Source organism: Flagellimonas sp. (genome assembly GCF_965215805.1).
Classification (GTDB): domain Bacteria; phylum Bacteroidota; class Bacteroidia; order Flavobacteriales; family Flavobacteriaceae; genus Flagellimonas.
In genome coordinates this window covers 2,672,883-2,688,126 of sequence record NZ_OZ244124.1, presented here as the reverse complement: position 1 = coordinate 2,688,126, position 15,244 = coordinate 2,672,883, and the positions used below count along the sequence as shown (strand labels likewise).

Annotated in this window: 14 protein-coding genes; 8 read left to right on the top strand and 6 right to left on the bottom strand. The window is 42.3% G+C overall.

Features of this window, described 5'->3' with window-relative positions:
* The first annotated feature begins 62 nt into the window (after positions 1-62).
* The 6 genes from ACOOE0_RS11925 (at position 63) to ACOOE0_RS11900 (ending at position 4,780) form a co-directional block, all read left to right on the top strand.
* Positions 63-2,186 carry a glycoside hydrolase family 97 protein gene (locus tag ACOOE0_RS11925; protein ID WP_420399134.1) on the top strand — a complete coding sequence of 708 codons (2,124 nt, stop codon included), beginning with the start codon at positions 63-65 and terminating at the stop codon, positions 2,184-2,186.
* A gap of 42 nt (positions 2,187-2,228) precedes the next feature.
* Positions 2,229-3,047 (top strand): cyclase family protein, encoded by an 819-nt coding sequence (locus tag ACOOE0_RS11920; RefSeq protein ID WP_420399133.1) that lies wholly within the window; start codon positions 2,229-2,231, stop codon positions 3,045-3,047.
* Positions 3,048-3,106: 59 nt separating this feature from the next.
* Entirely contained in the window at positions 3,107-3,517 is a 411-nt protein-coding gene (locus tag ACOOE0_RS11915) for a MarR family winged helix-turn-helix transcriptional regulator (RefSeq protein ID WP_420399132.1), read from the top strand.
* Between the two features lie 81 nt (positions 3,518-3,598).
* Positions 3,599-3,862 (top strand): hypothetical protein, encoded by a 264-nt coding sequence (locus ACOOE0_RS11910; protein ID WP_420399131.1) that lies wholly within the window; start codon positions 3,599-3,601, stop codon positions 3,860-3,862.
* Positions 3,863-3,957: 95 nt separating this feature from the next.
* On the top strand, positions 3,958-4,299 hold the full coding sequence (locus ACOOE0_RS11905; RefSeq protein ID WP_420399130.1) for a hypothetical protein: 342 nt from the start codon (positions 3,958-3,960) through the stop codon (positions 4,297-4,299).
* Positions 4,300-4,303: 4 nt separating this feature from the next.
* Positions 4,304-4,780: a nuclear transport factor 2 family protein gene (locus ACOOE0_RS11900; RefSeq protein WP_420399129.1), complete on the top strand. Its 477-nt coding sequence runs from the start codon at positions 4,304-4,306 to the stop codon at positions 4,778-4,780.
* Between the two features lie 12 nt (positions 4,781-4,792).
* Here ACOOE0_RS11900 and ACOOE0_RS11895 read toward each other — a convergent pair whose 3' ends face one another.
* Genes ACOOE0_RS11895 through ACOOE0_RS11875 form a run of 5 tightly spaced genes read right to left on the bottom strand, consistent with a single transcriptional unit; the run spans position 4,793 to position 9,572 of the window.
* On the bottom strand, positions 4,793-5,323 hold the full coding sequence (locus tag ACOOE0_RS11895) for a DUF922 domain-containing protein (RefSeq protein WP_420399128.1): 531 nt from the start codon (positions 5,321-5,323) through the stop codon (positions 4,793-4,795).
* Positions 5,311-5,715, bottom strand: coding sequence for an OsmC family protein (locus tag ACOOE0_RS11890; RefSeq protein WP_420399127.1), 405 nt, complete (start codon positions 5,713-5,715; stop codon positions 5,311-5,313). Before ACOOE0_RS11890 ends, ACOOE0_RS11895 begins: the two co-directional genes overlap by 13 nt.
* Complete coding sequence (locus ACOOE0_RS11885) at positions 5,693-7,837, bottom strand: LysM peptidoglycan-binding domain-containing protein (protein WP_420399126.1); 2,145 nt, start codon at positions 7,835-7,837, stop codon at positions 5,693-5,695. The genes ACOOE0_RS11890 and ACOOE0_RS11885 overlap by 23 nt, the downstream gene beginning before the upstream one ends.
* Complete coding sequence (gene guaA, locus ACOOE0_RS11880; protein WP_420399125.1) at positions 7,834-9,366, bottom strand: glutamine-hydrolyzing GMP synthase; 1,533 nt, start codon at positions 9,364-9,366, stop codon at positions 7,834-7,836. The genes ACOOE0_RS11885 and guaA overlap by 4 nt, the downstream gene beginning before the upstream one ends.
* A gap of 53 nt (positions 9,367-9,419) precedes the next feature.
* Positions 9,420-9,572 (bottom strand): hypothetical protein, encoded by a 153-nt coding sequence (locus ACOOE0_RS11875; RefSeq protein WP_420399124.1) that lies wholly within the window; start codon positions 9,570-9,572, stop codon positions 9,420-9,422.
* A gap of 482 nt (positions 9,573-10,054) precedes the next feature.
* On the opposite strand from ACOOE0_RS11875, the gene pgmB reads away from it, so the two are divergent.
* A complete protein-coding gene (gene pgmB / locus ACOOE0_RS11870) occupies positions 10,055-10,714 on the top strand; it encodes a beta-phosphoglucomutase (RefSeq protein WP_420399123.1) in 660 nt (219 codons plus the stop codon).
* Between the two features lie 288 nt (positions 10,715-11,002).
* Here the strand turns inward: pgmB and bshC are convergent, their stop codons facing one another.
* On the bottom strand, positions 11,003-12,604 hold the full coding sequence (gene bshC / locus ACOOE0_RS11865) for a bacillithiol biosynthesis cysteine-adding enzyme BshC (RefSeq protein WP_420399122.1): 1,602 nt from the start codon (positions 12,602-12,604) through the stop codon (positions 11,003-11,005).
* Between the two features lie 146 nt (positions 12,605-12,750).
* On the opposite strand from bshC, the gene ACOOE0_RS11860 reads away from it, so the two are divergent.
* Positions 12,751-15,201 (top strand): M14 family metallopeptidase, encoded by a 2,451-nt coding sequence (locus tag ACOOE0_RS11860; protein ID WP_420399121.1) that lies wholly within the window; start codon positions 12,751-12,753, stop codon positions 15,199-15,201.
* Positions 15,202-15,244 lie beyond the last annotated feature (43 nt).

Here is a 15,244-nt window from a genome sequence, read left to right as displayed (position 1 = left end):
ACATTTAAGGGAGTCCAATATATTGGGGTTGAATCAACTAGACCCAGAACTAAATTTTTGCTATGAAAAATTACTCCTATGCCATGCTGGTGGCACTAGTTTTCCTAGGAATATCATGCCAACCTAAAAAAATCACTTATTCTGTCAACTCGCCGTCCAATATCAATAGTATTGGATTCCAATTAAGCGCTGAAGGTCAACCGTCCTATTGGGTACTCCATAGTTTGGACAAGGTGATTGATACCTCCTATATGGGGTTTGAATTCAAGAATCAGCCTCCCATGTTAAATAATTTTGAGGTTGTTGATCACAATACAACCTCGGTGGAAGAAACCTGGAAAATGCCCTGGGGCGAACAACGGGAAGTGGAAAACAAATACAATGAACTGACCCTCTCTTTGGAGGAGAAGACATCCCCCAATCGCAAGTTAACCATAAGATTTAGGGCATATGATGATGGCATCGGTTATAGATACGAGTTTCCTCCACAACAAAATGTGGATTCTATCACCATTATGGATGAGCATACGGAATTTCAACTTACAGGTGACCATACTACCTGGTGGATTCCGGGAGATTGGGACATTTATGAGCACCTGTACAATACCTCAAAGGTTTCTGAAATAGACGCTCTTTCCAAAAGGGACCATCCTGATTTGGCCCAATCCACAATCCCGGAAAATGCTGTCAACACGCCAGTGACCATGCGAGCAGACAATGGCATTCATTTAAGTTTCCATGAAGCAAATCTCACGGACTACGCCGGAATGACCTTAAAAGTAGATACCGATAAGCTCAAATTGACCAGCGAGTTGGTTGGTTCCGGAATACATAATCACAAACTCAAGACAGTGCTTCCAGCCAAAAGCCCATGGCGCACCATCCAAATTGCAGATGAAGCCAAGGATTTAATTGCATCGAGACTTATTGAGAATCTTAATGAACCCAGCGTTATTGAGGACATATCATGGTTCTCGCCTATGAAATATGTTGGTATTTGGTGGGAGATGCACCTTGGGGTATCTACTTGGGATATGGAGGCCACACAGGACATGAACACCTTCTCCACCTTGGACAGGGAACAGACCAGCACCAAACATGGGGCTACCACAGAAAACACCAAAAAATACATAGACTTCGCTGCAGCCAATGGTTTTGGTGGTGTTTTGGTTGAGGGGTGGAACACTGGTTGGGATCATTGGATTGGTTTTGAAGATCGGGAGGGTGTCTTTGATTTTGTTACCCCATATGCGGATTATGATATTGACGAGGTAAATCGATATGCCAAAGACAAAGGGGTAGAAATGATCATGCATCATGAAACCAGCGCTGCTCCACGAACCTACGACCAACAGTTGGAAGCGGCCTACGACTTAATGGCTAAACACGGAATGCATTCCGTTAAAACCGGATATGTAGGAAAGATAATTCCCAACGGGGAATACCACCACGGACAATGGATGGTCAACCATTACCGAAAAGTTCTCGAAACTGCAGCTAAATATAAGGTGGCCATCAATGCCCATGAGCCCATAAAAGCTACAGGGTTGCGCCGAACCTATCCTAACGCCATTTCACGTGAAGGGCTCAGAGGCCAAGAATTCAACGCTTGGGCCTCTGACGGTGGAAATCCTCCAGAACACCTGCCCATTGTGGCGTTTACCCGCATGTTGGCAGGCCCTATCGATTTTACTCCAGGGGCTTTCGAAATGAGACTGCCAAGCAAACCCAATAACCAAATCAACACCACTTTGGCCCAACAATTGGCGCTTTATGTGGTTATCTACAGCCCTATTCAAATGGCCTGTGATCTTCCGGAAAATTACGAGGGCAACCCCGCTTTTCAGTTTATTAAGGATGTTGGTGTGGACTGGGAACAATCTGTAGTTTTGAATGGGGAAGTTGGGGATTATGTTACCATTGCCAGGGAAGAACGAGAGAGTGGTAATTGGTTCGTGGGTGGCATAACGGATGAAAATGCACGACAAATCAAAGTGGACTTTTCCTTTCTTGATCCTGATCAGAAGTACGAGGCGACATTGTATTCGGATACGTCGGAAAGTCACTTTAGCACAAATCCCACAGCGATAAATATTGAAACATTGGAGTTGGATTCAAGCTCCAAAAGAACCTTTCAATTAGCGGAAGGGGGCGGTTTCGCCATCAGTTTAATTAAAATGGATTGATCCTGCGCTTTTTGGGATAGTCCTAAAAACAAAACCCGTACCATGAGAACATTGTATTTTTGGATTGCAGGATTGGTTGCACTAACCACTTGTGCACCAAAATCGGAAAAGTCAAGCGATACCGAGCCCACAAATGTAGAAGCTCAAAAACGACTGGTAGACCTTTCCCATGCCTACTCGGACGAAACGGTTTATTGGGTTACCGCCAAGGAATTTGAAATGGATACTGTTTTTGAAGGTCAAACAGAAAAGGGCTACTACTATTCCGCCTATAACTTCAGTACCGCCGAACATGGCGGCACCCATATTGATGCCCCAATCCATTTTTCAGAAAATGGCGAGACGGTGGATCAAATACCATTGGACAAACTTATCGGGGAGGCCATCAAAATTGATGTTTCATCCAACGCATTGAACAATCCCGACTATTTAATTTCCGTAGAGGATTTAAAAGAATGGGAACGCCAACAGGGAATTGCTATTCCGGATGGAAGTATTGTCCTGTTGCAAACCGGTTTTTCCCAATACTACCCCAACAAAGTGGAGTACCTTGGTACCAATGAACGTGGGGAGTATGCCATTAAATTGCTTCATTTTCCAGGACTCTCCCCAGAAGCAGCAGAATGGCTTGTCCAAAATCGGAATATCAGTTCCATCGGAATTGATACCCCGAGCATAGATTATGGACAATCCCAATACTTCAAAAGTCACGTGATTCTTTTGGGAGAAAATATACCAGCCTTTGAAAATCTGACCAACTTAGATCAACTACCCGCAAAAGGTTTTGAAATTGTAGCCCTTCCCATGAAAATACAAGGAGGCAGTGGGGCTCCCCTCAGGATTGTTGCCCTTCTACCTTAATAAATTTTTTTGGTGATAAATTACAAATCACTACATTTGTGATGTATATACAACACAAAATGAATTATACATTTGAATCTTGTTTGGGTTCCCGAGTCAGGAGTTTATCCAGAAAGCTGGATGGAATCTATAGAAAACACCTTGGAAATTCTGACATTACCGAAAACCAGTTGAGTATTATGATGGCACTTTATAAGACTGGCCCTATAGAGCAAAATCAAATCGCACTGCTTTTAACTTTGGAAAGGTCATCACTCAGTAGAAACCTGGTCAGATTGGTGAACTCTGGATATGTAGGCAAGTCAGGGGCTTCCAACCGACCGAAAATAAGTCTTACCAAAGAAGGAAAAAAGCAGGTGGAACAACTACGTTCGGTTTGGGAAGCGGCCATGGATGAAATCCATGCCGTACTCAGTTGGTATGACCTTAAGGGTTTCCAGCAATTTGAATCCAAAATTAACAATCTGTAAAAATTTTATTTTTATGTTGTATATACATTTTAATTTATTAATCATTAAATCTTTTTTATGCAAATTTTAGCTATTGACAAAATGAAACGAGCAGTTAGCGAATCAGAATTGAATCAGCACCTGCCCGAAGAGCTTGCAGCTACCGTTAAGCTGTATCTGGATGAGAAAATCCGTAGTTTTTATTTTAGAAAGGACCGACCTGGTGTGGTATTCTTCATGGAAACAGCGTCCTTGGATGAAGCCAGGTCCATTTTAGATCAACTTCCTTTGGTAGAAGAAGGTATTCTCGACTTTGACTTGATTCCAGTTGGAGCCCTCACTCCTTTGGCTACCCTGCTGAACTGAGAATTAGTTTTGATAGTTGTCCATAAATCAAATATTTTTAACGGATGGTTGTGGAATGAAGAAAGTCCCATAACCATCCTCAAAAATCTAGTCCAATGGATTCTTTTGATTTGGATAATGTTCAAATGAATGTGGTGCAAACCGCGTCCAACGGTGTGGTAAACCATGAAACCATCTTTTCCTTTTCCCAACAGGACAATCAAGTGCAAGCCGCATACTCTGGCGGAAAGGTTGCCAAGGGGTTTCTAATTGGCATACTGGAAAAGGAAATTCTCAACTTCAGCTACTGTCAGCTTCAAATAGATGGCATCTTGGATAATGGGATTTCCAAAGCTCAACTTTCAGTCACTGCAGAAGGTAAACTGCGTCTGACAGAGCATTTCGAATGGAAATCCAGAGCGGGAGAAAGAGGCACGAATGTATTTGAACAATTCTAACACCATGAACTCCTTCAAAAGCATACTATTTGTATTATCCCTTGGTCTCTTCTTAAACTGTTCGCCAAAACCAAAATCCGAAGAAACCTCAGAGGCATCCAAAGAAAAACTCTTAGTGGCTTTGCAAAAATTCAACACTGCATTCCAACATGGAGATATCGAAACCCTGGATTCCATGATAACCGACTCCTATGTGCACACCAATGGAACCTCCCAAGCGATTCACAAATCAAACTGGTTGGGCTACTTGGAAAAAAGAAGCAAACGTATTATCTCAGGGGAGTTGGAGGTGCTGCACTATGAAATGGATGACCTGGGATTTGTCCATTATAAGGATTTTACCATAGTTACAGGAAGGGTGTTGGTCACCAACAGAATTTCCCAAGACACCATTGAAAATCAGTATAGGGTTACGCATTTATGGGTAAGTGAAAATGGCAATTGGAAACGAGCGGGATTCCACGATGGGAAAATCAAGTAAAGTGATTGGACCTTATTCCTCGCTTAGCGCTTTGGCAATTTTACGATTCCACTCCAATTGTTTTTTCGCATTTCTGGAATATCCAGTTTCCCAATCGTATTGATCCTGAAAATCCTGAAGCTCCTGTAAAATATCCTGATAAATATCCCGGATTTCCTGTTTTACATTATCCGAAAAGGAGGTTCTTCGTAATTTGTTACGCATTTTTCTGGCGAAGAGCTCAGCAATGTCAAAATGGAGTTGTTCATGACTTAGGATAAGCTCGTCGCAAACTTCAGGTTTGTACCACGATTCATTGGGATAGAAATAGGCATTTACTTCAAAATCCAGCTTTACCTCATGGTGAATCAGGTTTGCGGAGTAGCGATAACTGATGCCACTTGCGGTGGTAGCTGCGGGTTCTGCAGCTGGAGGTACTTTCCCTTTAAAATCCGACCAGGATAAACGCTTGCTGGCATCCCATAAAATTCCTTCCTCAATTTCCTGGCCCCAACCCAAAAAACCAAAAAGAAGCAGGCATATTATGGCATTTATTTTACCCAATTAAATTCAATTATCTTTTCAATATCAGGGTGCAAACTGTAGTGTACAGGGCAGGTGTTCGCCGTATTTTCAAGAATTTTCCGATGTTTATCGGAAACATGGGCAGGAAATTCCATTTTCACCTCAATCTTACTGATACGTCTGGGGTTTGCCGCCATATGCTTAGTAACTTCAGCAGTAGAACCGGCCAAATCCACTTCCAAATCACGAGCTTTAATCCCCATCATGGTCAACATGCAACTGGCCAACCCTGTTGCCACCGTATCCGTAGGTGAAAAAGCTTCCCCCAAACCATTATTGTCCACTGGGGCATCGGTTACAAATTCATTGTTTGATCTAAGGTGCAGACAAGTGGTTCGTAGTTCGCCCTTATAAGTTACTTTTGAGGTCATCCAGTTGTATTTCCTTGATTTGTAAACTATCGTATTCCATCAGATAAGCCGCTCTGTTGTAGAACCCTGAGGTATATTCATTGAAGTAGTTGAAACTGTTTCCAGTGTATTCGGTCAACCCGACTATTTTGGAGGTTTCGAATAGGTTGTTCTTGTGGGCCAGCTTCAACAAAAGATCAAAAGTGACGTCAAATCCCCTCACCGCATATCTGTCAGGCTGCAGTCCCCTATATTTTTGTCTATAGGCCCTGGTAAAGGAATCATTGCCCGCCTTTCTGTAAAAACTTGGGTAAGCAAATCGTAAGTTGGACAAATGCGAGACAGAGACTGCATCATTCTCAAAGGCACTGTTAAAGTTGGTGGTGAACATGCGTACCGAAATCTCTTCGGTATTGGCCGAGTTCAAAATGGAGCTTACACTGGACACCATGTTGGCCTGGTCGGTTTCCAAGAATACCCAGTTTTCCTTTTCCTCGGACAATTGAATCAGGAACTCATCCAAATGCAATGACTTATTGTCAATGACCTTGGCAATTTGGGCTGCAGGAAACTTGGACAAAATGGAGTCGTACGCAACTTGATGTGTGGAATCAGCAATGATAACCACATTTTGGTCGGTATGCACTTTGGCCAAATAATCCAACATCTTTTTTCTTAACACCTCATCCTTGGGTACTGAATAATACACATTTCCATGGCTCAGTTCGCTATCCGATGCCGTTGGAGAGATTACGGGAATGTTCTTGCTTGCCGCTTGAACTGCAACTTCATCCAAAGCCTTGGTCGATACCGGGCCAATTATTGCGCTCACATCCCAAATACTTTCACGGAAAAGGATCTCCTTTACTTTAGCTTGGCTCAACTCGGTGTCATAGGTATCCACCTCTACCGAAACACCCATTTTTTTAATGGAATCCAAAGCCACAAGGGCCCCTGAATAAAATCCAAGACTCAACTTTAAATCCCTCCTTGTACTAATTTGGCTTGAAGTCTTCTTGCGGTCATTTAAGTCGATACGATCCAATCGAAAAGGCAACATAAATACCACTTTGGGCCTGTTTTCCAAATTGATACTGTCAGCCAAGTTGATTTTGTCGATGACCAAGGCATTTTTAACCACCAATTCCTCGGAATTTGCTTTGGGCAACTTTAGCACCATTCCCGCTTTAAGCCCATTTTCCAAAGTAGGGTTCAAGGCAAAAAGAGTATCCCTTGAGATTTTCAAGTTTTGGGTGAGTCTAAAAATGTTTTGCTTGGGTTTTACTTCGTAAAAAATAAAATTGTCCGTGTTAACTTCCCCAGAAGTATTTTTCTTTTTGGGCAAACGCAGCACCATTCCCTCTTTCAAGCCGCCTTGCTCCATAATTTCGGGATTAAGCTTCACAATGGAATCCGAAGGAATCCCATATTCCTTTCCTAAGCTATATAATGTCTGTTTGGGAGGTACAGTAAACGAAGTGAAAAGGTTTATTTCTTGTTCCAAACTATCCCCTTTGGGCCTTGGCAGGGTAAGTTCCTGCCCAATCGCCAAATAATCAGACGTCCCATCCAATTCAGGGTTAAGCTTTGCCAAGCTATCCACGGAGATACCATACTTATGTGCAATACTCCAGCGGGTTTCCTTGGGTTGTACTGTATAAGTCTCAAAATCCAGGGCTCTTTCCTCTTCTTCCGTAAGTTCTGGATAAACAGGAATCTGCAAAATCATGCCCTTTTTCAAAGGTTCTGCATACAACTGGCGGTTATGCCGCTTCAACTGCTCTTCAGTTATGTCATAGCGCTGGGTCAATCCAAATAGGGTTTCGCGTTTCCTTACCCTATGCCGTATAAAACTTGTAGGTTTACGCTCTTCCACCTCCTTTTCTTCCTTGACCTCGGTTTCGGGGGTGATGACACTGCCATCCAAAGGAATGACCAAAAGGGTATTGACCTTTACGTCTGCAGCGGTTTTTATCTCTTTATTGGATTGGATAATGGTATAGGGTGTAACCCTGTATTTTTGGGAAATGCTCTGCAAGGTCTCTCCCTCCTTCACGGCATGTGTTGTAAACTTTTGCGCAGAAAGCTGCGCTGTGGCCAAGAAAAATGCCACAAAACCCAATAATACAAGATGTTTTCTCATTCCCATTCTATAGTTGCTGGAGGCTTGGAGCTAATGTCATACACTACTCTATTAACGCCCTTCACCTTATTTATTATATCATTGGAGGTCTTTTGTAAAAATTCATAGGGTAAATTCACCCAATCTGCCGTCATTCCATCCGTGCTTTCCACTGCTCTAAGCGTAACACATTTTTCATAGGTACGCTCATCTCCCATAACCCCTACACTATTTACGGGCAAAAGCATGGCTCCGGCCTGCCAAACCTTGTCATAAAGTCCCCATTTTTTGAGTCCATCGATAAAAATAGCATCGACTTCCTGTAATATGGACACCTTTTCGGCGGTAATGTCACCCAAAATCCGAATTCCCAAACCTGGGCCAGGAAATGGGTGTCTTCCCAAAATTGCAGGATCCATCCCCAAATTTTTACCTACTCTTCGGACCTCATCCTTAAATAGCAAATGCAATGGTTCCACAATTTTCAATTTCATATAGTCCGGAAGTCCGCCAACGTTGTGGTGACTTTTAATGGTGGCCGATGGTCCGCCACTGGCCGAAACCGACTCAATCCGATCGGGATAAATGGTTCCTTGGGCCAACCATTTGGCGTTTTCCACCTTATGGGCTTCATCATCAAAAACTTCAATAAACACGCGTCCAATAATCTTTCTTTTCTTCTCCGGCTCGGATTCTCCTTTCAAGGCTTCCAAAAAACGTGCCGAAGCATCCACACCCTTTACGTTGAGCCCCATGTGTTGGTATTGGTCCAAAACACTTTCAAACTCATTCTTCCGTAGCAATCCATTGTTTACAAAGATGCAGTGAAGATGCTTCCCAATGGCCTTGTGCAACAACATAGCCGCAACACTGGAATCCACTCCACCTGAAAGTCCTAAAATTACCTTCTCATCCCCTATTTTTTCTTTAAGCTCAGCCACTGTTGTCTCTATAAAGGCATCCGGTGTCCAATCCTGTTTTAAACCAGCAATCTTTACCAGGAAATTCTCCAATAGCTGCTTACCATCCTTGGTATGATATACTTCCGGGTGAAATTGAATACCATAAGTTTGTTCGCCTTCAATACGAAAGGCAGCATTTTCAACATCATGGGTACTGGCCAATCGGACTGCCCCAGTGGGAAGTTCCTTGATGGTATCGCTATGGCTCATCCATACTTGGCTTCCTATTTCCAGGCCTTCCAAAAAGGTTTCACCCGCTTTTACAGTAGACAGATTGGCGCGACCATATTCCCTGGTCGCTGACGGAGCTACGCTACCTCCGTTGAAATGGGAGAGATATTGTGCTCCATAACAAATCCCCAATAATGGGATTTTTCCCTTGATTTCCGTAAGATCCGGATGCGGGGCATCTTCACTTCTAACGGAATAGGGAGATCCTGAAAGGATAACGGCTTGATATTCCGATAAATCTTCGGGTGGGTTGTTAAAAGGTTTTATTTCAGAGTAAATGTTCAGCTCTCGGACCCTTCGTGCAATCAACTGGGTGTACTGGGAGCCAAAGTCTAGGATAAGTACGTTGTTTTGCATGGGCAAAAATAGCAATTTGCCGGAGTTGGAAAAGTATCTTTTCGGGGATATTTTTACAAGTTTTCAAAAGACTTATCCAAAGGGTTATGGGCTCCTTTTTTTTTAGCATTGGACAGCGTGTCTTTCCCCAAAAGATTACCAAATCCCGATGTACAATAATTGATATCTTTATAGGTGCCATGCCAAAGCTCTATATCAATTGTCATACCTACAGTTATCCTTATCCTGTATTTACAGGATATACAAGCGAGGAAATGGAAAAAAAGAACTTACATGGGTCCACTCAATTATTTCTAAGTCCATGTCCGGCATGCGGGGTGACCCATATTTATAGATTTAATGAAATGTATTTCTTTAAACATGACGTAGAGAATGAACCTAAGAAAGTAAAAAAAACATCTTTATTGGAACAGTACTACTGGTCAGTGAGGGATTATATTGTATATCTTTTTAAACGGAACAAGTAACCTTGACCAACTTGCATTCCTTGAGCTGCACTGTCCAGTTTAAACAAACCAAATCTTAATTTCCAAAAATTTTAGAATCAAGATAAATAACTGATCCCATGAAAGACCAGGGGTCACAATCATTATTTTTTTGTTAGGAAATCCCGTACCTAAATATAACGTGAATTCGTTTTTTTCTTTACATTTTTCATCATTTCTTTGCTGCCTAAACACACCAAACTATGATTAAGGGATTCATCTTTGACTTAGATGGGGTCATTACCGACACCGCCGAGCTTCATTACAAGGCTTGGAAAAACCTCGCCGATGAAATGGGTTGGGACTTTGATTATGAGGTAAACGATAAACTTCGCGGTATCTCAAGAATGGACTCCATAAAAGTGATTCTGGACCACAACCAAACTTCTTTGGATGAGAAAACCCTTGCAGAGCTGGCCACAAAGAAAAATGATATATACGTAGCCAGCTTGGATCTAATGACAGCCGAAGACTATCTTCCCGGAGCGAAAGAGTTACTGACGCATTTAAGAACCGAAGGTTTTAACGTAGCATTGGGTAGCGCAAGCAAGAATGCCATCAAGGTATTGCAACAGCTCAATGCCAATATGTATTTTGACGTGATTGGTGATGGAAATAGTGTATCCAAAAGCAAACCTGAACCAGACATCTTCCTTTATGGTTCGGAGAAGATGAAGCTACAACCGGATGAATGTATAGTTTTTGAAGATGCCAAAAGTGGCATTGATGCCGCCAAGGCCGGTGGTTTTTACAGTGTTGGTATTGGTCCCAAGGACCGGGTTGGCCATGCAGACCTAAGATTTGATTCCATGGCCGAGGCCACACTTTTCGAAATAAAATCCCATTTCAAGGATTTGTTTTAGATTAGCAAAGTCAACTTACTTATCAAAGGCCATACCCACGGCGTATGGTCGAGATAATAAAAAAAGCCCCAGGAACCACTCCGGGGCTTTTAAAATAAAATCAAAACCAACCTAAACATATGAGTTTACCAACTCATTTTGTTAAAAAATTTCATAGCAATTTTCAGTAGTAAAACAACTAGGTGGTAAAATACCCTACTTTTTTTTCGATTTTTTTTTGAAAAAAACATCAAAAAAACAATTGGATGTCGTAATAAACTGAAAAACAAATAGTTAAATCTTAAAAATTTAATCCTTTAGAATCAAGAATTTACCGACCAGAGGATCCAAGGACTCCATGAGATTGGGAATTAGACCCTCCCCCATTTCCAAATAAACTTCTGAGAAGTTAAGTTGCCTTTCCTGCAGGGACTGGTTTGGAAAAAGTGCATTTTGGATATCCGTCATTCGGATAACGTGATCCCGGAGTTTTCGTTTTTGAGCCTGAAGCAATCTTTTTTCAAGGGCATCCAAACCTTTTTTCTGCTTCACTTCTTGGGCTTTTATCGCCCCAATGAAACTTTTATCGGTTTCTTCGACTAATTTGTACATGGCCTCAAATTGTTCCTCCAAATGTTTCTTCTGTGGAGCAAAATCAATATCGATGTTGGAAATTTCCCTGATTTTCTTGTTGATAAAGCTGTTCTGCTTTAAAAAGAGATCAGGAATTGAAAGTCCCAACTTCTCCACCTTTCCGCTTTGTTTTTGGGTCATAATTAAGGCCGAATTGCGAAGTAATAGCATAGGGAAGGTCACATCCAAAGCATTAAAATACGCCTTGAGTTCCAACCAATAGGCCAGTTCTCCTCCGCCGCCAATATAGCAGAGATTGGGTAAGATTACTTCTTGAAACAATGGGCGGGCTATCACGTTGGGCGAAAAGCGTTCCGGAAACTGCTCCAGTTCCTGTTCAAGCTCTTGTTTTGTGAATTTGATATCTGTGTTGGACATCTCAAAATTGCCATCCTTACCAACAATCCGCTCACGGATTCCATCTTTGTGATAGAAATAATTGATTTCCCGTGGGTTTACTTGAATCTTATAATCCGATGATACCTTGGAGAGTCCGTTAATAGAAGTTGTAACCAAATCAAACGGGATATGCTCAAAGATGTCCTGTTTGGCATACGGCACCAGTTCCTTTTTGAGGTTGGCGTGATCTCCGTCCACAATGACCAAACCATATTCCCCAAATAATGCATTGGCCAGATACCTAGTGGCTTCGGTAAGGGTGTTGTGCTCCAAATAAGCAGTTTGAAACAAGCTTTTCAGATACTCGGCTTGCTTAGAATTTCCAAGACTGGCCGAAAAAGTCTGTAAGACTGCATCCAACCCTTCGGTGTTGAACACACCAACCGCGCCTGAAGCCTCCTTGTTCCACTGAACTTTTTGACCTTTGAAATTGAAGTAATTGATCTCCTCAAAATCATGATCTTCCGTGGCCATCCAATAGATTGGAACAAAATTGTAATTCGGATAGGTTTCCTTGAGTTTTTTGGTAAGGTTGATCGTGGAGACAATTTTATATAAAAAGTAAAGTGGTCCCGTAAACAGATTCAGCTGGTGCCCGGTTACCACGGTAAAGGTTTTTGAATTGCCTAAGAGGGAAATGTTCTCTTGCGTAAGTTCTGAAACCTTTAGTCCTTTATACTGTTCCTCAACGGCATCCACCAAAATGGCTCTCCGATGGGAAGGAAAGCTAGCCTCTTTTTCCTTTATCTGGTCCTTAAAATTTTCTAATTGGGGGAATCTATTGTAAAAAGGTTTTAGGTCTTCCTTTTGATCCAAATAATCACAAATAAGTCTGGAAAAATAACCAGTTTCCTTAAAGGGTATACACTCTACTTCCATCAAAATTCAAAATGAAGTGCTAAAGATACTTCTCTTCTTTTTTTCTCTTCCTAAAAATAAGTTAATTACAAAAGCTTCAATATTGTTTTAAAAATGGTGATTCTCCAATTTATTGTTAGATTTGATTTTTACTAACACCCGCACATATGACAAGATTTTTATTTTCTCTTTTGGCCCTTACAAGCTGCTTCCTTACTGCACAAAATTTAAAATCCCCTTCCGAGTTTCTGGGGTATGAATTGGGAACGGAATTCACCCGTCACCACGAAGTGGTGGATTACTACCAATACTTGGCGGAGCAGGCTCCAGATATGGTCAAGTTGACCACCTATGGGCAAACCAACGAAAGGCGCCCTCTGCTGCTGGCCTATGTGTCCTCTGCCACCAATATGGCCAATCTGGAAAATATTAGGCAAGAGCATCTAAAGGATACGGAAGGTACTGGCAATGGTACTACCGCCATTGTATGGTTAAGTTATAATGTACATGGTAATGAAAGTGTTGGCACTGAGGCCTCTATGCAAACCATTTATGAGCTTCTCACCAGCAAACGTTCCTATTTGGACAACACCGTGATCATCATGGACCCCTGTATCAATCCAGACGGAAGGGACCGCTATAGCAATTGGTACAATCAGTATAAAAACACGCCCCATCAGTTAGACCCCAACAGCAAGGAACACAACGAAGGCTGGTGGAGCGGACGAAGCAACCACTATATGTTTGACCTCAACAGGGATTGGGCTTGGCTGACCCAGGTGGAGAGTCAACAAAGAATTAAAGTATATAACGAGTGGCTTCCGCATGTGCATGTGGACTTTCACGAGCAAGGTGTGGATAATCCCTATTATTTTGCCCCAGCTGCTGAACCCTACCACGAGGTAATCACGGATTTCCAACGCGATTTTCAAGTTACGTTAGGTAAGAATCACGCCAAATATTTTGATGCCGAGGGCTGGTTCTATTTCACAAAGGAAATATTTGACCTCTTCTATCCGAGCTATGGGGACACCTACCCAACCTACAATGGCGCAATCGGTATGACCTATGAGCAGGGAGGAAGTGGACGCGGTGGACTGGGAGTAATCACCAGTATTGGCGATACCCTTACTTTAAAAGATCGTATTGCCCACCACCATACTACGGGTCTTTCCACTATTGAGGTTTCCCACCAAAATGCAGAGCGGCTGAACCAAGAATTCAAGAAGTTCTACCAAAATAAAAACTTCAAATACAAAAGCTATGTATTGAATGGGAATTCTGATAAAATTGAAGCATTGAAACAACTTCTTTCCAAGCATAAAATCAAATACGGAAGTCCAACAGTTTCATCGGTTAAGGGCTATAATTACCAAACAGGCAGCAGTGGAAGCATGGCTGTTTCCCAAAATAGTTTGGTGGTCTCTACCAACCAGTCCAAAGGTACTTTGGTCAAGGTATTGTTTGAGCCGAATGCAAAACTGAGTGATTCCCTGACCTATGATATTACCGCCTGGTCTTTGCCATATGCCTATGGCTTAAATGGTATTGCCTCAACTTCGTTGGTTTCCAGTCAAGCGCAAAATCCAGCGGTAAACACTGGTGCTTTGGATACCAATAGCTACGCCTATATCTCCAATTGGAACAGCATGAAAGATGCCAAATTCTTGGCTGCATTGCTAAAAGCCGGTATTCGTGTGCGCAAAGCTGACCATCCGTTTTCCATTGAAGGCAAGTCCTTTGCAAGAGGGAGTTTGATCATAACCAAGGGTGATAATCAAAATAATGCAGACTTTGTTTCCCAGTTGACGAAAATCAGCAAGGAATTCAATCAAGAATTGACCGCCTCCAGTACGGGTTATGTCGACTCCGGAAAAGATTTTGGTTCTGCCTATGTACAAATGATTTCCAAGCCCAAGATTGCGGTTTTGTCCGGAGAGCCTACCTCTACCCTTCGCTTTGGAGAAATCTGGCATTTCTTTGAACAGCAGTTGGAGTATCCCATTACAGTTATTGATAGCGAATATGCCGATCAGGTAGATTTAAAAGACTACAATATTCTGATACTTCCCAGTGGAGGTTACGGAAATCATTTCAGTGAGGCCCAGTTGACCAAACTCAAGGACTGGGTGTCGGCAGGAGGAAAGCTCATTGCCATGGGTGGTGCCATTGATGGTATTGATGGTGAAAAAGGATTTGGTATCAAGAAAAAGGAAGCCGCCAAAGATTCAACAAAAAATAAGCCTAAACCCCATAAAAACGCACAACGGGAACAAATCAAAAATGCCATTACAGGAGCCATCTTCAAGGCAAGAGTGGATAATTCGCATCCTTTGGCCTATGGCTATGGGACAGATTACTTCACCCTAAAGCTTGGAAGTACGGGATATGATTACTTAAAATATGGCAACGCCGCTTATTTGGAAGGTGAGAATCCAAAGCAAGTGTCCGGCTTTGCTGGAAGTGAAGCACTCAAAAAAGTAGCCAACTCCCTGATTTTTGGTGTGGAGAATCGCGGTGAAGGTGCTGTGGTTTACATGGTTGACAATCCGTTGTTTCGAGGGTTTTGGGAGAATGGCAAACTGTTCTTCGCAAACGCCTTGTTTATGGTAGATTAAGTATAAGGCTGCAGCAAATTTAAAGGGTTGGGATGGGTATCCA